The following is a 21,026-nucleotide window of genomic DNA, read 5'->3' as shown; positions in this document are numbered from 1 at the left end:
ACACCATGACCGAAACAGAAAGCCATGACGGCGGCGAAGCCACCGTCGCCACCCCGACCCGATCCGGCTTCGTCGCCCTTATCGGCCCGACCAATGCCGGCAAGTCGACGCTGGTCAACCGCTTCGTCGGCGCCAAGGTCTCGATCGTCAGCCACAAGGTGCAGACGACCCGCGCCGTGATGCGCGGTATCGCGATCCACAAGAACGCGCAGATCGTCTTCATGGACACGCCCGGCATCTTCAAGCCGCGCCGCAAGCTCGACCGCGCCATGGTGACCTCGGCCTGGGGCGGTGCAAAGGATGCAGACATCATCCTGCTCCTGATCGACAGCGAACGCGGTCTGCGCGGCGACGCCGAGGCGATCCTGGAAGCCCTGAAGGATGTGCCGCAGCCGAAGATCCTGGTCCTGAACAAGATCGACCGGGTGCGTCATGAGGACCTGTTCAAGCTCGCCGAAACGGCGAACGCAGCCGTCAAGTTCGACCGCACCTTCATGATTTCGGCCACGACCGGCTCCGGCTGCGACGACATCATGGACTATCTGGCCGAAACCTTCCCGGAAGGCCCGTGGTATTATCCGGAAGACCAGATTTCCGATCTGCCGATGCGTCAGCTGGCCGCCGAGATCACCCGCGAAAAGCTCTTCCTGCGCCTGCACCAGGAACTTCCCTATTCGTCGCATGTCGAGACGGAAAAGTGGGAAGAGCGCAAGGATGGCTCCGTTCGCATCGAACAGGTGATCTATGTCGAGCGCGACAGCCAGAAGAAGATCGTGCTCGGCAAGAACGGTGATGCCATCAAGGCGATCTCGACGGCCTCGCGCAAGGAGATGTCGGAAATCCTCGAGCAGCCCGTGCACCTCTTCCTGTTCGTCAAGGTGCGGGAAAACTGGGGCAACGACCCCGAGCGCTTCCGCGAAATGGGTCTCGAATTCCCCCGCGACTGACGGTCTTTCTTCTGCTTTTTATCCTTTCGCCCCGGCGGGCTTGATCCGCCGGGCGACGAAAGAGGCGATCTGCGGACCGAGCAGGATGATCAGGATCAGCCGCATGGTCTGCAAGGCCATCACGAAGGACATGTCGACGGGCGTCGACGCGGCGATGATGGCGATCGAATCGAGGCCGCCAGGGCTGGTTGCCAGATAGGCGGTCAGCGGGTCGATCCCCATGAGCCACCAGAGCAAAAAGGCGAGCCCGCCGCAAAACGCCATAAGGACGAGGATCGAACCGACCACCTGGGGAAGGGCGCTGGCCGCATGCCGGAGGATCCGGCGGGTGAAGGTCAGCCCGACCCGCCAGCCGATCACGCCATAGGCGAGTGCCAGCAACCATTGCGGCAGGTGCAGCGAGATCAATCCGGACACATGCAGGATCGTGGTGACCACCAGAGGCAGCAGCATGGTGCCGGCGGGGATCTTGAGGCGAGCACCAACGGAGGCCGCGGTAAGAGCAGCAGCAAGCGTCAGGCCCAGGTCGAGCCAGTCCGTTTGCGGAAACCACACGGTCTGTGGCGCGGTGCCTCCGCTGATCCGGAAGACCAGTGCAGCCACGATCGAGGCACCGGTCGCCACGAACACCACCCGCAGATACTGCATGAAGGCGACCAGCCGTGCGTCAGCGCCATGCGCTTCGGCCATCAGCACCATGGCGGATGCCGCCCCGGCCGACGTGCCCCATACGGCCGTTGTCCCCGGCAGGATGTCGGCTTTGGCGATCAGATAACCGAGAAGGCTGCTCGCCGAGATGACCGCCATGACGATCGCCAGAAAGATCGGCCAGTCGAGCGCGACCGCTTTCAGCGTTTCCAGATCGAGCGAGCGCGCGATGATGCAGCCGAGCAGCGAATGGGCGAAGATATAGGGATAGCGATGGACGGAGAGACGCGCCCCGTTCGTGGCGACCAGAATGGCGGCCGCCATCGGCCCGAGCAGCAGGGCGCCTGGAATATGCGTGGCGAAAAGGATGGTCGAGAGCGTCAGAGAGATCGCAAACAGGATGGCCCAGCGGACGGTGACGGGCAGGGGCGTCAGCATGCCCGGCGGTGGAGCAGGGCCAGTTGCCGCGATCACCGCTGCCGCTTCGGACGCCTTGTCGGGCAGGTCTGCCTGATCACCCATGGGCATCTCCTGATTTCGCCGCGCCGCTGAGTGGGAAAGCACTGGACGAAAGCGCAAATTCGTAAAATAAATGAGGTGAACCTCACAAACGAGTTTTATGAGAATGTCCTCGCAAAAGTCAAGTTTGTCGATTCCGACGAAAGCCGCAGACGTGGCGGATGTCTCTACGATTCCGGCGTCATCCGCACGGCCGAAGGTGACCGCCATTCCCGTGGCCAAGGAACCGAAGCGCCAGCGTGGCATTGCGCGCGTCGCCCGCCTGCTTGATGCCGGCGCCAGCGTCTTTGCCGAGCAGGGTTACAAGGCAGCGACCATGACCGAGATCGCGGCCCGCGCCGGTGCGCCGATCGGTTCACTGTACCAGTTCTTTCCCAACAAGGATGTCCTGGCAGATGCTCTGGTTGCCCGTTATGGCGAACATGTGACGGCGGCGCTCGACAGGATCTGCGAACAGGCCCCTGAGCTTGACGGCGCCGACCTCGCCGATCGTCTTCTTGACGTGATGGTCGCCCATGCATCCGAGCGCAGCCTGGCGCTGAGCCTTCTCGATGCACGCTGGGAACAGCCGGGCGTGCGCCCCGGCGTGCTGCGCGAAAGCCTGCGACGCCACATTGCAGACTGCCTTGCCGCCTGGCGGCCTCAACTTGGCGACGACGAGCGCCAGGCCATGGCGGTGGTGCTGCTGCAGGCGATGAAGTCGTTGGCGCAACTGCATGAAGAGAAACGTTATACCGGCAAGTCCGAAGCGCTTGCCCAATGGCGCGGCTGGGTTCGACGTTACCTCTCGGATTTCTGAGAGCGGCAGTCGAATCGGTTGTCCCGGGGGAGCGGTCTAGGCTAGACTGTCTCCATGCAATGGACGGACGAGGCAATTCTGCTCGGTGTGCGCAGGCATGGCGAAACCAGCGTCATTGCCGAAATGATGACCCGCAGCCGTGGCCGGCATCTCGGCATGATCAGGTCCGGTCGCTCGCGCAGCATGCAGCCGGTCCTGCAGCCTGGAAACCGGCTGGAAGTCACCTGGCGGGCAAGGCTCGACGAACATCTCGGTGAATACAGGGTGGAGCCGCTGATCTTGCGGGCAGGGCGGCTGATGGAGAGTGCCACCGCCGTCTACGGCGTCCAGGCGCTTGGCTCCCTCTTGCGCCTTCTACCCGAACGCGATCCCCATCCGCATCTCTTCGAAGCCCTCGACGTCATTCTCGATCATCTGGAGGAGCCGGCAACCGCCGGCGAACTCTTCGTCCGCTTCGAGCTGGCACTGCTGAACGATCTCGGCTTCGGTCTGGATCTGGACGAATGCGCGGCGACAGGGCTGCGTGATGATCTTGCTTATGTCTCGCCGAAATCCGGCCGGGCTGTCAGCCGTGCGGCAGGCGCTCCCTGGGCGGACAAGATGTTGTCGCTTCCGGATTTCCTGTCGTCCGGAAGCCGGAAAAGGGCCGATCCCGAAAGCCTGGCAGCGGCCTTCCGGCTCACCGCATATTTCCTGGACCGCCACGTGTACGTGCCGCGCGGGCTTGAAGCGGGCGCGGCACGGGAGGGCTTTTGTCAGGCGGCGTTGAAGACCCTGCGGGCGCTCGAGGCAACCGGGGCATTGGCCGCACCGAGAAACTCGGCCTGATCCTCAGGCGCCGATTTGGCCATGTGATTGTGGATGGCGGCCTGAAGTTCGCTGATATTGCGATAGCTACCGCCATCCAGGTCGATGACCGGATATTTGACGGCGATGAACTTGACCCTGTCGCCGTCGGGAATGGTGATGCCAACCGGGATTCCGGCATATTCAATGACTTGCTTTTTCATAATGAATGTCCCCGCTCGTGCACTCTATGCACGGCGCTGTTTCAATAGTCGTTTGTGGTGATCAGTCTTTGCGCTGCGTCACATTCGACAGGAGCAGGCGTAATGGCGTTTCACCATCACGAGGCACGGGGTCGTCTGCCAGGATCGGATGGCATCAAGAAATACAACTTGCATTTCGCTGACCTCCTTCTTTGGCTGTGGCCTCCAAAGGGAGGCCAGTCATGGTTCGTCGTCAGTGTCCGAACCAGCTCGCACAAGGTAGGTGCTGGCTCCGAATCCGTCAACGGGCGACCTGAGAAAAATAAAATAATTTTCTGTGACGGTCCGCGTTAGGCGGAAACACGGGAATTTTGATCCGGCATGGATGAAATGCCGAAATATGATCTCACTTTGGGCAAAATTACGCCGCGACCATGGCGGGCCGGTCGACAGCTTTTTCGCGGATCGGCCAATGCACCACTGCCGCGAAGATCCCAAGCGCCACACCAAGCCACCAGACCTGGTCATAGGTGCCGAAGTGGTCGTAGAGATAACCGCCCATCCACACGCCAAGGAACGACCCGATCTGGTGCGACAGGAAGACCAGCCCGCCGAGCAGGCCGAGATGGCGTGTGCCGAACATGATGGCGACGAGGCCATTTGTCGGCGGCACGGTCGAGAGCCAGAGCAGCCCCATCACCGAGGCGAAGATCACCACGGAGGTCGGCGTCTGCGGCAGGAGCAGGAAAAGCGTCACGGTGATCGAGCGGCCGATATAGATGAAGGCGAGGAAATAGGGCTTCGAATAGCGTTGGCCGATCCAGCCGGCGGCGAGCGAGCCGATGATGTTGAAGAAGCCGATCAGCGCCATGGCAATCACCGCATAACGCGGCTCGATGCCGATATCGCCGAGATAGGCGGGGAAATGCGCGGTGATGAACGCCACCTGGAAGCCGCAGACGAAGAAGCCGGTGGTCAGCAGCAGGTAGCTCCTGTGCGCCAGCGCCTCTTTCAGCGCTTCCGCCACCGTCTGCTGATACTGCATGCCGGACTGGCTGCCCGACTGCGCATTGCCGCGGAGCGGAATGGCAAGCAGCGGCACGACCAGCATCATCACGGCGATGATCACGAGGCTGTCCGACCAGCCGAAGGCGGAGATGAAGCCCTGGCTCAAGGGGGCAAACAGGAACATGCCGGCAGAACCCGCCGCAGTCCCGATGCCGAACGCCATGGAGCGCTGCTCGGGCGTGACATTGCGGGCAAAGGCCGAGAGGATGACGCTAAAGGACCCCGCACCGATCGCCGTACCGATCAGCACGCCGCCGCCGATATGCAGCCAGATCGGTGCACTCGCATGGGCCATCATCAGAAGACCCGCAGCATAGAGCACGCCGGACATGACCAGCACGCGTCCGGTGCCGTATTTGTCCGCCAAGGCCCCGAAGAAGGGTTGGCTGACACCCCAGAACAGGTTCTGGAAGGCCATGGCGAGGCCGAAGGTCGAGCGGTCCCAACCCCGATCGGCGAGCATCGGCAACTGGAAGAAGCCCATGGCCGACCGCGGCCCGAAGGTCATGACCGCAATCAGCGATCCGGCAAGAATGATCAGCCAGGGCATCGGGTGGCGCGCAGTCGCGGTCATGGGGGATTCTCCTCTGTCGAGGACTGACTGTAGTTCAGCGGACCCATGACGGGAAACGCCTTTTGATGAATTGCTCATCAAGGGATTTGATGAAAGTCAGCTTTGGGTTGGGTGCGCAAGGCCGGATCCTTCGAGGCCCTCGCTTGGCGAGGGCACCTCAGGATGAGGACCAGAGGGTGGGCAGGGTCCTTCGAGGCCCTCGCTTGGCGAGGGCACCTCAGGATGAGGACCAGAGGGTGGGCAGAGACCTTCGAGGCCCCGCTTGGTGAGGGCGCCTCAGGATGACGGCCGGAGGGTGGGCAGGGGCCTTCGAGGCCCCCACTTGGTGAGGGCGCCTCAGGATGAGGTTGCGAAAACGATCAGCCCTCATCCTGAGGTGGGAGCGCAGCGACCCTCGAAGGACGAGGGCGGGTGGCCCCCGTAATCCGCGATCACCGCTGCTTGATCGCCCAGCCGTCACGCATGCCCAGAACGCTGACCGCGTCCCCAACCGAGACCAGACCTTCACCGCGCGGCACGGTGTTCCAGCCGAACAATGGCCCCGCCACGCGCCGATCGGCCGACATGCGCATCCGCCCCATGGCCGGCATCGGATTGGCGCCCTCGCGTGAGCCGGTCTGCTGATCCTGCGTGGTCATGATGCAGCGTGGGCAGGGTTTGGCGAAATCGAAGCGGATGCCCGAGATTTCGAGACCGGTCCAGGTGTCCTCGGCCCAGGGCTCGTCGCAATCGAGCACGATGTTCGGTCGGAAACGCTCCATGCCAACAAAGCCTTCGCCGTGTTTCTCCATGTCCTCGTTGAGCGCGCGCAGCGACCCCGTGGTGGTGACGAGGATCTGGTAGCCATCGGCAAAAGCCATCGGCGAATTCTCGCCTGCCCATTCGGCACTTGCCATGCGGCGGCTGTCGCCATCGATGAAAACAAGCTTCATCTCCCGTCCGAACCACGCCGACAGCTTCGCATTGACGCTGTCGTCGGCCACGGCGGCGCTGACGATGGATTTCCAGATCGCCACATCCATCCGATGCTCCGGGCGCGGCGGTGCGACCATGACCTCGCGTCCGTCGTCGAGCCGGAGCGTGAGGTAAGCGGCACCCGGAATGGCTGTGAGTCGGGCGAGGTCGGGCAATTCGCGCTGGGTGATGAAATGCCCTGACGGATCGACCAGCATCATCCGCCGATCGCCGGCAAGCCCCATGGCCTCGATCCGCGCCTGCGGCAGAGTTATGCCCCGAGCACTCTTGATTGGATAGATGAAAAGCCCGGTGATCTGCATGGCATAACCTTTAGATTTCGTCGCGGAAGAGGGTGAGAAACTGCTCGAGCCGCTGGTGCCGCTCCTCAGCCAGGACACGGCCTGTCGCCGTCTTGAAGCCGTCGGAGAGTTTCAAGAGCTTGGCCGGAAAATGGTCGATTGCATAACGCCGGTCATCGAGCGGCCGGTGATCTGCGCCGGGATCACCGGGATGATAAAGGCCGGAGCCCAAACGCCCGGCGATGTAGAAGCAGCGCGCCACGCCGACCATGCCGATCGCGTCCAGCCGGTCGGCATCCTGCAGGATTTTGGCTTCCAGCGTCTCGGGCGGAATGTTGGCGGAAAAACTGTGGGTCAGCACGGCATGGGCCACGCGGGCGATCCGGTCCTCAGGCCAGCCGAGGTCAGCCAGAATGCTCGACGCCTTCTCCGCCGCGAGCCGCGAGGCTTGCGATCTAAGCGGCGAGTTCTTCTCGACCGCCACGCAATCATGCAGGAGAACGGCTGCCGCCAGCACCTCTGCGTCCCCGCCTTCGCCGACCTGGATGCGCATGGCATTGCGAAACACCCGGTGGATATGGGCGAGGTCATGCGAGCCGTCATCGCCTTCGGTCGCATGTGCCAGAAGCTGCGCCGCAAGCGCCTGATGCGGGGCAAAGGCTTCGGCAGTGAGAAGATCTGTCACGTCAAAAAATCCCGGTGATTCCTGGCAGGCGCGGCATCCATCTATCCCGCCTGCCAGCATCGCCGCAATCCGCAAAAACTCAGATCCCTGTCGGTTCCTCCTCGGGCTCGACAGCCGGCGCCGGCTTCGTTTTGGAGGTGAGGATCTTCTGGTAGAACAGGCCGATACCGATCAGCACGAAGCCGAGGCCGATGAAGGACAGCGCGCGCAGCACACCTTCGAGGTTCGCCATGTCGACCAGAAAGACCTTGGCGACGGTCACGATGACGATGACCGCCGACGCGATGCGCAGGCTTCTGGCATCGAATCGCGAGCCGAGTGCAAGCAGTCCGACGCCGATCGCAAGCCAGGCGACCGAATAGCTATAGGTCTCCGCCTGCTCGAAACCCTTCCAATAGGCGATGAACTCGCCCTGCCAGAAGCGCCGGACCGAAAGCGTCACCCAGGCAAAGCCGAGCACCGCACCGGAGAGCGCGAGCAGCACCACATAGGGCAGGGGCCGCTTGTTACGCGCATAAAAGGCGAGGCCCGCATAGGCGATGCCGGGCAGCAGATAGCCGATCAGCAGCAGGTTGATCAGCGGCCAGCTGCCGGTGCTCTCGCCCGTGAAATAGGGATTGAGCGCACCGAGATGCAGGCTCACCGTCTGGGCGATGGCGACCCCGCCCGCGACCATCGAGCCATAGCGGAAGACAGGGCTCGGCGATTTGAGATCAAGCGTCATCAGGATGCCCGAGAGCCCGATCACCAGCAGCGTGTAGATCGACTGTTCGCCAAGCGTCGGCGTCGAGGAATCAAGCACACCGCCATTCATCGCGTGGCGGATTAGAACGGCGACGGTGAGCAGGCTCAGAAGGCTGGCGAAGCCCTGAAGAGCGTAGCGGGCGCGAAGGTCCGACCAGTTGCGCATCTCGTATGCCCCATAGATCGCCAAAAGGGCCGGGATGCCGTAGCCGGGCAGCAACTGGTTGAAGACCGGCGTGCGCCACAAGGCTTCCGCCCCGACCAGCGTCGGATCCCAGCCGATGAGGATCAGTATGCCCGCGAGGGATGCGACCGAGATCCATGGCAAGCTCAGCCAGGGGCGCTGATGTCGCGCCTCAAACCGGGAACCGACGACAAGAAGAGCGACGCCGATGGCCAGCCATGCAACCGGATAACTGTAGATTTCGGCCTGTCCGAAACCTTTCCAGTAGGAAATGAACTCGCCCTGCCAATAGCGCCGGACTGTGAGTGTCACCCAGGCGAAAGCGAGCGCCGCGCTCGAGAGCGCCAACAGCATCACATAGGGCCGGGGGCGCTTGTCTCTGGCGTAGTAGGCGAGCCCGCCATAACCGATGGCCGGCAGCAGATATCCAATGAGCAGCAGGTTGATGAACGGCCAGGAACCCGTGCTTTCGCCGCTGAAGTACGGATTGAGCGCACCGAGATGCAGGCTGACTGTCTGCAGGACCGCCAAACCACCCGCCACCATCGAGCCAAGACGGAAGGCCGCGCTGGGTGATTTTAGATCCAGCGTCATCAGGATGCCCGAGAGTCCGACAACCAGCAGCGTGTAGATCGACTGCTCGCCAAGTGTCGGCACAGTGGAATCCAGGACGCCGCCATTCATTGCGTGCCGCACCAGGATTGCGACAGTGAGCAGGCCGAGTAGGCTGGCCAGACCCTGCAGGGCATTGCGGACCCGCGCACCCGGCCAGCTGCGCATCTCATAGGCCCCATAGACGGCAAGCAGGGCCGGGATGCCGTAGCCCGGCAGCAACTGGTTGAAGACAGGCGTGCGCCAGAGGGCGTCCGGTCCGACCAGCGTCGGATCCCAGCCGATCCGGAACAGCACGCCGGCAAGCGAAATGACAAGGATCCAGGGGAGGCCGCTCCAACTCCGCTTGCGTGTTGCCATGAGATAGGCAAAGCCGAGGAGAGCGAGCAGGATCGTGGTCACCACGCCGTCGGTTAATGCGTGCAGGGCAAGCGCAAAGGCGGCAAAACTTCCTGTTAGAAGCACGTCGACGCCACGTCGGAAGCGGGGCAAGGCACCTTTGCGCTCGAATATTTCGCAAGCCGCGAGAAGGACGGCGCCCAGCGCGATAGCGAAGAATGCATGCAGCCAGTCGCGGGCATAGACCCCGTAGAAGACGAAGCTGATCGTGGTGAGTGCGATTGGAAGCATGGCCGCAATGATCGCCCAGACCGTCGAGAACAACGGATCGTCGGCAAAGCGTCGGCGAATCTGGGCAAGGCCGATGAACAGGAAGACGGCCGCAAGCCCGAGAAGCAGGTACATCACATTGATGTCGATCGGCGGCAGACTGGTCGCATCGCTCTCCCAGCCGAGTACGAGGGTCTGGGCCTGCCCGATCATGCCGGTTGCGATAGTGGCTCCTAGGAGCGCACCCGCACTTGCGATCGCTGTCGGCCAGAAAGTGCCGAAACGCGCGCTGCCTGCGGCGGCCAGTGCTGTGATCAGTGCTGCGAAGGCGAAGAGCGGGAAGAGATCCGTCAGGTTCCGGTTTAGCATGGCGATCGCTGGCAGCATGACGGCGAGAGATAGCGTGACGTCGAGCCCGATCTGACCGGATTCCATACGCCGTCCGAGACTTTCGAGCGACAGCGGTGCGTCAGGATCTGCCGGATCATCACCCGTGGCGCCCGGCCAGATCAGCATCCAGGCTGCGATCATGGCCATCAGCGACAAGGCGACGGGTGTGATGTCGTTGAAATCGATGAGGGCCACCAGCGCCCAGACCCCGAGCAAAGCCTGTGCCAGGGCGGGTACGATGAGCCAGCCCTTGAGGCGCGCGGCCATGGATGTCGTGACCTGTGCGACAGTTAGGTAGATGAACAGCGTCCATAGGTTCGGTGACGTCGTCGAGATGAGCAATGGCGTTACCATCGATCCTGCGAGGCCGAGCCCTGCCAGTGTCTGGCCATGCAAAAGGGAGAGGCCGAGTACGCCAAAGGCGGTAAGCGCGAGCAGAACGAAGGCAAGTGTCGGCCCGATGTAGTCGTAAACTCCATGGGCGGCATAGATCGCGCCGAATAGCGTGACCGCGCCAGCTGCCGTCAGGATGCCTGGCACCATGGCGTTGGAGTAAAGCGCCTCGGCTTTCGGCAGTGCCTTTCGGCGGATCAGTTCTCCGGTGGCGATCAGGGCGAGCCCGAACAGGGCGGCGAGTGTCAGCCGCACGCCGGGGCCGAGTAGGCCACTCTCGATCGAATACCGCACCAGGAAGACACCGCCGAGCGCCAGCGCCAGACCACCGGCCCACACCGCCCAGCGAGCCCCGAGCAGATTCTCCAAGTTTTCAGAGGGAGGAGCAGCTTTGTCTGAGATGCGCGGCACGACTGTTTCGGTCGGCTTTGCCGCTTCGGGCGGGTTTGCTGCAATTGACGATCCTGTCGGGATTGTCGCATCGGCCAGGTAGTTCGGTTCGGCGGGGCTTCCCCCTTCTTCAGGCGTGTCCGGCACTGGTTGAGCGAGAAGCTGAGCGTTGTTCCGCTCTTCGATCTTGGCTTCGAGCGCCTCCACCTTGCCCCAGGCAGGGGTGGGTGGCGCCGGTTCCATCGGAGCGGCTGCGGCTTCGTCGAGCTTTTGGGTTTCGCTCGCGGCTCGCATGGATGGAGACGGCTGGCCCAGTCGGAGGAGCTTTTCCCGGACGCTCCGCAGCTCGTTTTCAAGCCGATCCATTCTGTCGGCTGATCCCCTTTGCATAAAGAAGAGCACGCCGATCAAGATCAACAGTAGCAGTTCGAACATGCGCGCCCCCGATGCATCTTGCAAAATCAAGGACAACCTAAACCATTTATCGTTTTGGGGAAGCTTCCTGCATCACGTAACGTGACCCTGCCGATCTGTGGCGCAGCGCGTGATATCCGCCCCTTGCATTCGCCCCCGAAACTTTCTAAATCCGATTCACCGGCAACAGCCGGTTTTCTTTGGCTCTTGTTATGCTCATTGTGAGCATAAATACGGGAGGAGGTCGCCATGGAAGCGCAAGCCGAGCGGAACACAGGCAAATCGGCGGCAACGGCGGCCGAGCGTTTCGGCGTCTGGGAGCGCCCGGATCTGAGCTACACGCCCGCAGTCGCCAAGGAGACGGCGCATCTTTACGAGCGCGTCCGCGACTTCATTCCGGAAATCGAATGGCCGGTCTTCGCGCCTTACATTCACGCGATCAACCGCGTGAAAAAGGAGCGTGGCGCCGTCATACTCGCGCACAATTATCAGACGCCGGAGATCTTTCACTGCGTCGCCGACATCAAGGGCGATTCGCTGCAGCTTGCCCGTGATGCCGTCAGCGTCGATGCCGAGATCATCGTGCAATGCGGCGTGCATTTCATGGCCGAGACCTCGAAACTGCTAAATCCGCAAAAGACCGTGTTGATCCCCGACGGCCGTGCCGGCTGCTCGTTGTCGGAATCGATCACCGGCGCGGATGTCCGCCTGCTGCGCGAGCGGTACCCCGGTGTGCCCGTCGTCGCCTATGTGAACACGTCGGCCGACGTGAAGGCCGAGACGGATATCTGCTGCACCTCGGCCAATGCCGTCGACGTGGTCAACAGCTTCGACAGCGACACGGTTCTCTGCATCCCCGATGAATATCTGGCGATGAACGTCGCCAACCAGACCTCGAAAAAGATCCTCACCTGGAAGGGCCATTGCGAGGTGCATGAGCGCTTCACGGCCGACGAACTCCTGGAATACAAGCGCGCCGATCCACGCATCGAAATTGTCGCCCATCCCGAATGCCATCCGAGCGTGCTCGCTGTTTCCGATTATGCTGGTTCGACCAAGGGCATGATCGACTACGTCAAGACGAAGCGGCCGCAGCGCGTGCTGCTCGTCACCGAATGCTCGATGGCCTCCAACATCCAGGTCGAAGTGCCCGACGTCGATTTCGTCAAGCCCTGCAATCTCTGTCCGCACATGAAGCGCATCACCCTGCCGAAGATCCTCGACAGCCTGTTGTTCATGACGGAGGAAGTGACGGTTGATCCCACGATTGCCGGCCGCGCACGGCTGGCCGTCGAACGGATGATCAATCTGAAGAATTGAGGCAGTGCTGCCGGCCGGGAGGGCTGAATGCCGACCAATCTTGAATCCATGCGGCCGCAATCCTGGCAGGGCATCGACGATATCGTCATCGTCGGTGGCGGCCTTGCGGGTCTCTTCTGCGCGCTGAAACTCGCGCCACGCCCGGTGACGGTGCTGGCCGCCGCCCCGATCGGGCAGGGCGCGTCTTCGGCCTGGGCGCAAGGCGGCATTGCCGCCGCCATGAGCCCAGGCGACAGTTTTGACAAACACCTCGCCGATACGGTCGCAGCCGGTGCCGGTCTGGTCGAGGAGAAGATCGCCCGGCTGATGATCTCGGAAGGTCCGGATCGCATCCATGATCTGCTCGCCTATGGCGTGCCCTTCGACCGTGATCTCGAAGGCCATCTGCTGCTGTCGCGCGAGGCGGCCCATTCCGAGCGCCGCATCGTGCGGGTCGCAGGCGACCGGGCCGGCGGGGCCATCATGGAGGCTCTGATTGCGGCGGTGCGCCGCACGCCGTCGATCCGTGTCATGGAAGGTTATGTCGTCGAGGAGCTGATTGCCGAGGGCCGCTTCGTCTCCGGCGTGATTGCCCGTCCCGATGCGGGCCAGTCGACGGCACGGGTCGCCTTTCCCGCGCGCGCCGTCGTGCTCTGCTCCGGTGGCGTCGGCCACCTCTATGCCGTCACCACCAATCCGGCCGAGGCGCGGGGAACCGGCGTCGGCATGGCGGCCAAGGCCGGTGCCGTCATTGCCGATCCGGAATTCGTCCAGTTCCACCCGACCGCCATCGACATCGGCCAGGATCCTGCGCCACTCGCGACGGAAGCCCTGCGCGGCGATGGCGCTGTTCTCGTCAACCGGGCCGGGCACCGCTTCATGACCGATCTGCATGCCGATGCCGAGCTTGCCCCGCGTGACATCGTCGCCCGCGGCGTCTTCGCCGAGGTCGCTGCCGGTCGCGGCGCCTTCCTCGATTGCACCAAGGCCATCGGCAAACAGTTCGCCGAGCATTTCCCGACCGTCTACGCGTCCTGCACCGCGGCCGGCATCGATCCGGCGGTCCAACCGATCCCGGTCGTCCCCGCCGTGCATTACCACATGGGCGGCATTGCCGTGGATGCCGATGGGCGCAGCTCGCTCGACGGTCTGTGGGCGGCCGGCGAAGTCACCTCGAGCGGGGTGCATGGCGCCAACCGGCTCGCCTCGAATTCGCTTCTGGAAGCCGTCGTCTTTGCCGGCCGCATTGCAGACAGCATCAAGGGCATGCTGCCGGAATCCACGCTTTACGAATGGCCGAAGGCCGCCGGCGAGAACGATGATCTCGTCACCCTCGAAGACAGTGCTGAACTCAAGGAATTGCGCCGCCTGATGAGCACGCATGCCGGCGTGATCCGCAACGAGGAAGGGCTGAAGACGTTGATCCGCGAACTCGCCCGGCTCGATCAGGAGCGCCCGCGTGTGCGTTTTTCCAACATCGCGGCCACTGCAAAGCTGATTGCCGTCGGCGCCCTGCAGCGCACGGAAAGTCGGGGAGCACAAATGCGCTCGGACTATCCTGATACCAGCGATGCCTGGCATCGCCGCACCTATCTGACGCTTCGTGAGGCGGATCGTATCGCCGCCGAGATCGTCGGCTGATTGGAAAGGACAAGGTCATGCCCCCATCGATGCCACAGAGCTTCCGCCCGCAATTGTCGCCGCTGATGGTCGAAGACCTCGTGCGCAATGCCCTCCTCGAAGATCTTGGCCGGGCGGGCGATATCACCACCTATGCCACGATCGGCCCCGAAAAGACCGCCCGCATGACCATCAATGGTCGCGATCCGGGTGTGGTCGCAGGCCTTGTGCTGGCGGAAACCGCCTTCCGGCTGATCGATCCTGCCGTGCGTTTCGAGGCACTGGTGACGGACGGCGACCGTGTCGCGCCCGGCCAGCCGCTTGCCAGGGTCGAAGGAACCGCCCGATCGGTGCTCTCGGCGGAGCGTGTCGCGCTCAATTTTCTTATGCATCTCTCCGGCGTCGCGAGCTACACGGCCCGTTTTGCCGATGCGATTGCCCATACGAAGGCCCGAGTCACCTGTACGCGGAAGACGTTGCCGGGTCTGCGGGCGGTCGAGAAATACGCGGTCCGGCTCGGCGGTGGCTCGAACCATCGCTACGGCCTTGATGACGCGATCCTGATCAAGGACAACCACATCGCGGTATCAGGCGGCGTCGGCCCGGCGATTGCCGCCGCCCGCGCCTATGCCGGCCATCTGGTCAAGGTGGAAGTGGAGGTGGACAGCCTCGAGCAGATGCGTCAGGCGCTGGAGGCCGGCCCTGATGTGATCCTGCTCGACAACATGACGCCGGAACGTCTGGCTGAGGCGGTTGAGATCAACCGTATCCATCACGGCCAGACGCCGGCCGTTTATGCCTTTGCCCAAGCACGCGTGATTCTCGAAGCATCGGGCAATGTGACGCTGGAGACCATCCGCGCCATTGCCGAGACCGGGGTCGATTACGTCTCGACCTCCAAGATTACCATGGCAGCACCAACAATGGATATCGGATTGGACTCAAGTTTGGTCTGAAGAGAACGGATATTCTGCTTGCAGCATCGATTGCCGAAACTCGCCGCATGACGCGCGATTCCGAACTTGTTCAGACATCTCAGGCGCTTGACTTTATATAAGCCAAGCCTTCGATAGTTATCGTCTACAATTAATAGTTTTGACCGTTTTTTGAGAATCCCATACCCCAGAAAAGGTGGGCCCGGCACAGTTGAGCGTAAGCAGAATGGGCGTTCGCACGATCTTCGGGGATTTTCATGACGGGCATCATTTCATCAAGCGAGAGCGGCGCAGCAGGCCGCGTTTCCATTTCCAGCCTGGACACCAATGGTGACGGCATCATCAGCGACAAGGAACTGGAGGCCGCAAAATCGGGCCGCACCCAGGACCCGACCGTGTCGAGCGAAAACGCCGCGACCGGCAGCGAGTCGCAGGTTCGCGGCAGCATGATTTCCATGCTCCTGCAGATATCCTCCATGGATGCAGAGAGCGAACCCGCGCTCGACGCCCGTGATCTCTTCAGCGCCATCGATGCCGATGGCGATGGCCGGATTACCCAGGACGAGTATGTTGCCGCGCGGCCGGAAGACGTCAGCGAGGAAGAGGCGACCGCCGACTTCGCCGAACTCGACACCGAACAGACCGGCTTTCTGACCGAAGAGGCGTTTACCGCCGGGTTCGCGGATGCTCCTCAGTCGCTGGATGATGCCACATACGATGCATCGGCGGAGGATACGGTCAGCATCTTCGACATCCTTGCCGAGATGGAGCGTGTCATTAACGCCTATCGCGAGAATGGCGGCGACGCGCAACAGGCTTGACCCTGCGGATCGAAGAGCGATCTGTCAGTGTCCCGGACGCAGGCTGTGGCGGCAGCCTGCGTCTTTCGCTTTTGGGTTGCTCACCTTCGAGCAACCGGGTCATGGAAGTGACGCTAGGTCTGTGCGACCTCAGGCAGGCGCTCGGGTAATCCCGTTGCGATCCAGCGTCGTCTTCACGGCCTTCATCAGGTCCTGTGAGGTTCTTCCGAACTCACTGCTCCGGGTCCAGTACCAGAGCGTCAGCACCACCCCACTTCCGGCCAGTTGCTCGACATGCGTCGAGACGCCGAGCTCAGTGAGAACACGGGGATCGGCTTCAGCCTGCGCGCGCAGAATGGCTTCGGCCTCATCGATCTTGTCGGAATTGTCGATGTTGACCTTGAGTTCGGCCCGTCGCGTCTGGTGGCGGCTGAAATTGGTGATCGGCACATTCCACAGAATGGAGTTCGGAGCCAGCCGGTAGAGCCCATCGGGCGTGCGGAGTTCTGTGGCGAATAGACCGATCTCGACCACCGTACCGGTGATGGCACCCGTCTCGATATATTCGCCGACCCGGAAGGGCCGCAGCACCAGGAGCATGATGCCCGCCGCGATATTCTGCAGCGTGCCTTGCAAGGCAAGGCCGATGGCGAGGCCTGCGGCACCAAGTGCTGCGATGATCGAGGCCGTCTGAACACCGAACTGGCCAAGCACTGTGACGAAGACGAGAATGAGGGCCGCATAACGCACGACATTGGCAAAGAAGCGGGCGAGCGTTTCGTCAAAGCCGCGCAGCCGAAGAAGGCCCGCATGCGTCCATCGGCTCACCAGCGCAGACAACCACCAGCCGAGCCCGAGCAACAGCAGGGCGCCGAGGATGGAAAAGGAATAATCGACCGCCAGGCGGCTTGCCTGGGTCAGTGCCGCCTGGGATGCCAGAATGACTTCGCTTGCCTGTTGCTCCATGCCGTCTTGTGTCCCGCTTTGATGATCTCACGGGCTAAATGGGGCGCAAGTTCCAAGGGTCAACCGGCGGAGCGACCGCCGAGTTTCAGACCGGGCGCAGGGCGCTCTTCGAGGATCTGCCGGCGGAAGCGGAAGAGCGCTGCCGGTCTCCCACCCGTCGCAGCCTCTGTCGACCCGGTCGCCTCGACGAGTTCGGCCCCTTCCACCAGCCGGCGAAAATTCTGCTTGTGCAGATGCCGACCCGAGATCGCCTCAACGGTCGACTGCAATGCCGTCAGCGTAAATTGCGGTGGCATCAGTTCGAAGACGACCGGGCGGTATTTGATCTTGCTGCGCAGCCGCGCCAGCGCCGTGGCCGCGATCCGCCGGTGATCATGCCGCATCGGCCGCCCGAGCGGAACGGTGACCCTTCGGCGGGCAAGACGGCCGTCCGACACGGCTTCATCCAGCAGGCCGGCCTCGTAGAGAAGTTCGTAGCGCTCCAGCACACGTTCCTCGTCGAACGGGAAATCGTCGAGACCGAAGGCGAGCTTCAGCCGCGAGCGTCGCGAGATCGCAGGTCCGCCCGTCGACTCGTCCAGCGGTTCCTCGGCCCAGTCCCGCAAGGCCGGCAGGATTGACTGATCAATCAGGCCAGGTCGCCCCTGGCGCCAGTCCTCCCAGGGCAGGAAGCCATACCAGTCGCGCCAGGCCGCCCCGGATGTCTCCAGTCGGGCCACCCCCTCGGCCTCAAGCCGGGTCAGCGCCAGATAACCGACCGAAACGACATGCGGCCCGCTGTCACCGGGCATGGTGTGGCGGCCGCGATCGCCGAAGGTGTAGAGCTGCTCGATATAGCCAAGCTGCAGGGCCGTCTGCGCCTCCACGGTCTGGCGCAGCGACATTTCCATGGTCCGGTGCCGGGTCGGGTCGAAGGGGCCGAAGGGCAGGGCGTCGAGCGCGCCTGACCCTGCAGGCACGACCAGCAGGCGCGGTTGCCCCTCGGCGATCGCCACGATCGCGGCATTGAGGCCGATCTCGATATCGGCCGCCGCACTCATGGCGCGACCGGCTCGCGCGCCGGAAGTGGCAGCACGAAGGGCTGGTTGCCGTCGGTATCCGCGCCCCGGCCAAGCGCCTTCACGGCACGGGCGAAACGTCCTTCCCGCCCGAGCATGGCGTCGCCGATTTCAACGAGGCGCATATTGGGGGTCGCATAGGGCGAGGCCTCCCGCAGACGCCGTGCCAGGGCATCGTCGTCATCTTCGGGATGCACCGCAAGGCTCGCGATCATCGCGGCCGCCGGCGAACGAGAGACTCCCATCCAGCAATGCACGATGAGCGGTGCCGACTGGTCCCAGCTGCGGGCGAACGCGATGATCTCAGCCACATGCGCCTCCTGCGGCGCGATCAGGTCGCCGGTGCCGGCAAAGGTGATGTCGTTCATGCCGAGCTTCAGGTGTCGCTCCGCCCGGATCACGGCGGGCCGGTGAAAATCCTGGTTGGCAGCGAGCAGGCTGATCATCTCTGACGCCTTGTGGCGCACGGCCATTTCCGCGATCCGGGCGAGCGGGGCAACCACGATGACGCTCATCGGAGCCCCCTGGTGGCGGCCTGCCGCTCCGCCTCGATCGCCTCGAAACGCTCGAGAAATTTCGCCTGGGCCTGATAGGCCGGCAGCGGATCGATCAGGATCGTGTCACGGGTGAAGCCCTTCGGCTGGCCGAAGAATTTCCGCGCTTCGGCTTCCGCAAATCCGGCAAGCACGGTGGCCTCGAAATAGGCGGAGATCATGTCGGCCTTCTTGATCTGGTCCTTGAGCGCCGCTTTCGGATGGGCCGGCAGCCCGAAGCGCAGGTGAATGGCGGCTTCCAGCCGCTTCTCCACCACCTTGTAGCCGCCGCCGACAACGGCCTTGAAGGGCGAGATCATGTCGCCGATGACATATTCCGGCCCGTCATGCAAAAGCGCCACCAAAAGATCGTCGGCGGTCGCCTTGGGACAGGACCGACGAAAGATATCCTCGACGATCAGGCTGTGCTGGGCAACGGAAAAGGCGTGATCACCCGACGTCTGCCCATTCCAGCGGGCAACACGGGCGAGGCCATGGGCGATGTCGGAGATTTCGACGTCGAGCGGCGAGGGATCGAGCAGGTCGAGACGGCGGCCAGACAGCATGCGCTGCCAGGCCCGTCCCGGGATCTTGGCGGTCTCGATCATGCCTCAGGCGTCCTCAGCCGTAGCCGAAGGGAAGGCGAGGCCGGTCCAGACGGGCAAGGTGAGGCTGAGCGGCACATCGGCCGCAAGCACGGCGGTGCCTTTGCTCATCGCCTCGCCGGCCTTGTCGATGCGCACGATCGCAAGCGCACGTGTCCCGGCAACCGTGCCAAGCGCGCCGATCGGCTTGCCGTCGGCGGTGATCTCTGTGCCGGTCGCGGGCAACGGCTGCTCTGCCGAGACAATGACCACGCGCCGGCGTGCCGTGGAGCGGTGCTGCATGCGCGAGACCACCTCCTGGCCGACATAACACCCCTTGCGGAAGGAAACGCCACCGGACTTGTCGAAAAGGATGTCGTGCGGGAAGGCGTCTTGCAGGGCAAAATCGGAACCCGATTCGACGACACCATTGAGGATCCGCAATGCGGCATAGCCGGATACATCGCCGGGTTCTCCGACCTTGCCGACGATCCGCCGCACAGGTGTTCCGGCGAGTGCGAAGCGAAGGTCGGCAACGCCGCTTTCGTCATCGCTGCCCCAGATGGCCGTGGCACCTGTTTGCGTGCCGGCCGATAGTGTGACGGCTGCGCGCAGCTTGTACATGGTCAGCCGACGGATCAGCGCGTCCTGCTGCTCTAGAGCGGTGTCCAGCACAAAACCGTCCCCGTCGCGCCAGATCAGAAAGTCGAAGAGGATCTTGCCCTGGGGAGTGAGCAATGCACCGGGGCGTGCCTCGCCGGCGGCCAGGCTGCCGAGATCGGTCGTGATCAGGTTTTGCAGGAAATGGTCTGCATCTGCACCGCCAACATGGACGAAGGCCCGGTCGGGCAGGAAGGCTGAAGGCATGAGAGTCACCGTGATGTTGCGCTGGCGGCAGACTTAAGAGCCCCAAGTCTAACCGACAAGCGCGTGACGTCACAGCCCACAGTTTGGCGAGCGCGGATGTTTGAGCGTCAGTCGCCGACGTTGAAGAATTTCCACCGGCCGTCAGGGCTGATTCCGACGCGGAAGAAATTGTAATTGCCCTGTTCCTGCATCTCCGCCACATCGCCGGCGGTCACGATCCTGAGCAGTTCGACCTTCTCGCGCGGGGTCAAAAGGGCGAGCGACTTGCCGGCGAAATAGGGCCAGACATAGGCTTCGTCAGGCGTGCCCTTGTCGAGTTGCACGAAGCCGGTCGACAGCACATCAAGCAGGATTGCCAAGATCTCCTGTCCCTCGTCATCGCCAGACAGGCCCTTGAGCGCGGCAATCGGATCCTGCTCCGGCGTCTGCAGAGGGATCTGAGTCTGATTCGGTCCGACATCGAACAGCGGCTTCAACGCCTGGATATCACCGCTGGCGGCTGCATCCATGATCAGCTTGCGCATGCGGCGCACCGGCTCGGGCGCCTTTTCGATGTCGTAGATCACTTCCGGTGCCGGCTCCTCCGACGTTGCCGGGTCCGCCTGTTCCGTTTCCGGGTTTTTGATCAGTGGGTCCGGATCGGGAATGACCGGAAAGGCGTCGTCGGCGGGGCTCTCATCCTCGCCGGGCACGGGGCCTGGAGCCGAAGGTGTCTGTTCCTCCGGCGGGTGCGGTGTGATGTCCTTGATGTCGGAGAGCGCGTAGGCCGGCATCGGCCAAGAGAGGGGTAGGCTGGTGACCGATAGTGCCAGCGCGCCTGTCAAGCAGATGAGCCTGACCCGCGAAGAAATCGTCATTATGAGCCTCTGCCGTCGTGTTTTACTGAACCCGGCGCTCGGGCGAGAATTCGCCGGCCAAGAGACGGGTCTTGAGGGCGTCGAGGATGGCCTCGGCGCCGTGTTCGCCATGGATGCGGATGGTTTCGCGCATCGCCAGTGCAAAGGCTGCATCGGCGATGATCTCGGGTTCGATTCCGTCGGCCATGCCGTCGGCCCAGGCCTCGTTCTGATATTCGAGCGCAGCCTGCATCTTCTCGTGAACGATCATGTCGTCGATCTCGTTGCGGCGCGGTTCCATGGGCAT

The 21,026-nt window shown here is 63.0% G+C and carries 19 protein-coding genes and 1 pseudogene; 7 read left to right on the top strand and 13 right to left on the bottom strand.

From position 1 onward, the window contains the following. Nucleotides 1–5: 5 nt before the first annotated feature. Entirely contained in the window at nt 6–947 is a 942-nt protein-coding gene (gene era / locus DFO46_RS10970; RefSeq protein WP_120278215.1) for a GTPase Era, read from the top strand. Nucleotides 948–965: 18 nt separating this feature from the next. Here era and DFO46_RS10965 read toward each other — a convergent pair whose 3' ends face one another. After that, nucleotides 966–2,117: an AbrB family transcriptional regulator gene (locus DFO46_RS10965; protein ID WP_120277298.1), complete on the bottom strand. Its 1,152-nt coding sequence runs from the start codon at nt 2,115–2,117 to the stop codon at nt 966–968. A gap of 169 nt (nt 2,118–2,286) precedes the next feature. On the opposite strand from DFO46_RS10965, the gene DFO46_RS10960 reads away from it, so the two are divergent. Next, nucleotides 2,287–2,913, top strand: coding sequence for a TetR/AcrR family transcriptional regulator (locus DFO46_RS10960; protein WP_348627748.1), 627 nt, complete (start codon nt 2,287–2,289; stop codon nt 2,911–2,913). Between the two features lie 54 nt (nt 2,914–2,967). Then, nucleotides 2,968–3,741 carry a DNA repair protein RecO gene (gene recO, locus DFO46_RS10955; RefSeq protein WP_120277296.1) on the top strand — a complete coding sequence of 258 codons (774 nt, stop codon included), beginning with the start codon at nt 2,968–2,970 and terminating at the stop codon, nt 3,739–3,741. Between the two features lie 2 nt (nt 3,742–3,743). On the opposite strand, the pseudogene DFO46_RS10950 reads toward recO, so the two are convergent. The 5 genes and pseudogenes from DFO46_RS10950 to DFO46_RS10925 all read right to left on the bottom strand — a co-directional run. Beyond that, nucleotides 3,744–3,923 (bottom strand): annotated as a pseudogene (locus DFO46_RS10950) (hypothetical protein); the annotation flags it as partial. A 400-nt stretch (nt 3,924–4,323) separates the two neighbouring features. Beyond that, nucleotides 4,324–5,544, bottom strand: coding sequence for an MFS transporter (locus DFO46_RS10945; RefSeq protein WP_110793559.1), 1,221 nt, complete (start codon nt 5,542–5,544; stop codon nt 4,324–4,326). A gap of 431 nt (nt 5,545–5,975) precedes the next feature. Beyond that, nucleotides 5,976–6,821, bottom strand: coding sequence for an MOSC domain-containing protein (locus tag DFO46_RS10935; RefSeq protein WP_120277294.1), 846 nt, complete (start codon nt 6,819–6,821; stop codon nt 5,976–5,978). A 10-nt stretch (nt 6,822–6,831) separates the two neighbouring features. Continuing rightward, a complete protein-coding gene (locus DFO46_RS10930) occupies nt 6,832–7,485 on the bottom strand; it encodes an HD domain-containing protein (RefSeq protein WP_245422549.1) in 654 nt (217 codons plus the stop codon). 79 nt (nt 7,486–7,564) lie between these two features. Next, nucleotides 7,565–11,242: a DUF2339 domain-containing protein gene (locus tag DFO46_RS10925; protein WP_183041875.1), complete on the bottom strand. Its 3,678-nt coding sequence runs from the start codon at nt 11,240–11,242 to the stop codon at nt 7,565–7,567. A gap of 228 nt (nt 11,243–11,470) precedes the next feature. Between DFO46_RS10925 and nadA the strand changes: the two genes are divergently transcribed. The 4 genes from nadA to DFO46_RS10905 all read left to right on the top strand — a co-directional run bounded on the left by nadA (nt 11,471) and on the right by DFO46_RS10905 (nt 15,896). Beyond that, nucleotides 11,471–12,541 carry a quinolinate synthase NadA gene (gene nadA, locus DFO46_RS10920; protein WP_120277292.1) on the top strand — a complete coding sequence of 357 codons (1,071 nt, stop codon included), beginning with the start codon at nt 11,471–11,473 and terminating at the stop codon, nt 12,539–12,541. Between the two features lie 27 nt (nt 12,542–12,568). Further along, nucleotides 12,569–14,161 carry an L-aspartate oxidase gene (locus DFO46_RS10915; protein ID WP_183041874.1) on the top strand — a complete coding sequence of 531 codons (1,593 nt, stop codon included), beginning with the start codon at nt 12,569–12,571 and terminating at the stop codon, nt 14,159–14,161. A 29-nt stretch (nt 14,162–14,190) separates the two neighbouring features. Continuing rightward, nucleotides 14,191–15,096: a carboxylating nicotinate-nucleotide diphosphorylase gene (nadC, locus tag DFO46_RS10910; RefSeq protein ID WP_120277291.1), complete on the top strand. Its 906-nt coding sequence runs from the start codon at nt 14,191–14,193 to the stop codon at nt 15,094–15,096. Nucleotides 15,097–15,332: 236 nt separating this feature from the next. Then, nucleotides 15,333–15,896 (top strand): EF-hand domain-containing protein, encoded by a 564-nt coding sequence (locus tag DFO46_RS10905; protein ID WP_120277290.1) that lies wholly within the window; start codon nt 15,333–15,335, stop codon nt 15,894–15,896. A gap of 129 nt (nt 15,897–16,025) precedes the next feature. Here the strand turns inward: DFO46_RS10905 and DFO46_RS10900 are convergent, their stop codons facing one another. From DFO46_RS10900 to DFO46_RS10870, 7 genes are all read right to left on the bottom strand, one after another. After that, a complete protein-coding gene (locus DFO46_RS10900; protein WP_120277289.1) occupies nt 16,026–16,841 on the bottom strand; it encodes a mechanosensitive ion channel family protein in 816 nt (271 codons plus the stop codon). Nucleotides 16,842–16,900: 59 nt separating this feature from the next. Continuing rightward, nucleotides 16,901–17,881 carry an NAD regulator gene (locus DFO46_RS10895; protein ID WP_120277288.1) on the bottom strand — a complete coding sequence of 327 codons (981 nt, stop codon included), beginning with the start codon at nt 17,879–17,881 and terminating at the stop codon, nt 16,901–16,903. Continuing rightward, on the bottom strand, nt 17,878–18,414 hold the full coding sequence (locus DFO46_RS10890) for a tyrosine phosphatase family protein (RefSeq protein WP_120277287.1): 537 nt from the start codon (nt 18,412–18,414) through the stop codon (nt 17,878–17,880). Before DFO46_RS10890 ends, DFO46_RS10895 begins: the two co-directional genes overlap by 4 nt. After that, nucleotides 18,411–19,037 carry an HD family hydrolase gene (locus DFO46_RS10885; RefSeq protein WP_120278213.1) on the bottom strand — a complete coding sequence of 209 codons (627 nt, stop codon included), beginning with the start codon at nt 19,035–19,037 and terminating at the stop codon, nt 18,411–18,413. Before DFO46_RS10885 ends, DFO46_RS10890 begins: the two co-directional genes overlap by 4 nt. Nucleotides 19,038–19,043: 6 nt before the next feature. Then, nucleotides 19,044–19,883 (bottom strand): folate-binding protein YgfZ, encoded by an 840-nt coding sequence (locus DFO46_RS10880; protein WP_120277286.1) that lies wholly within the window; start codon nt 19,881–19,883, stop codon nt 19,044–19,046. Between the two features lie 107 nt (nt 19,884–19,990). Further along, on the bottom strand, nt 19,991–20,740 hold the full coding sequence (locus tag DFO46_RS10875; RefSeq protein WP_110793548.1) for a hypothetical protein: 750 nt from the start codon (nt 20,738–20,740) through the stop codon (nt 19,991–19,993). A gap of 22 nt (nt 20,741–20,762) precedes the next feature. Beyond that, nucleotides 20,763–21,020: a hypothetical protein gene (locus tag DFO46_RS10870; RefSeq protein WP_162750548.1), complete on the bottom strand. Its 258-nt coding sequence runs from the start codon at nt 21,018–21,020 to the stop codon at nt 20,763–20,765. Between the last annotated feature and the right edge of the window lie 6 nt (nt 21,021–21,026).

The sequence above is a fragment of the Rhizobium sp. AG855 genome, assembly GCF_003610655.1.
GTDB lineage: Bacteria > Pseudomonadota > Alphaproteobacteria > Rhizobiales > Rhizobiaceae > Allorhizobium > Allorhizobium wuzhouense.
This window is presented reverse-complemented; position numbering and strand designations above follow the sequence as displayed.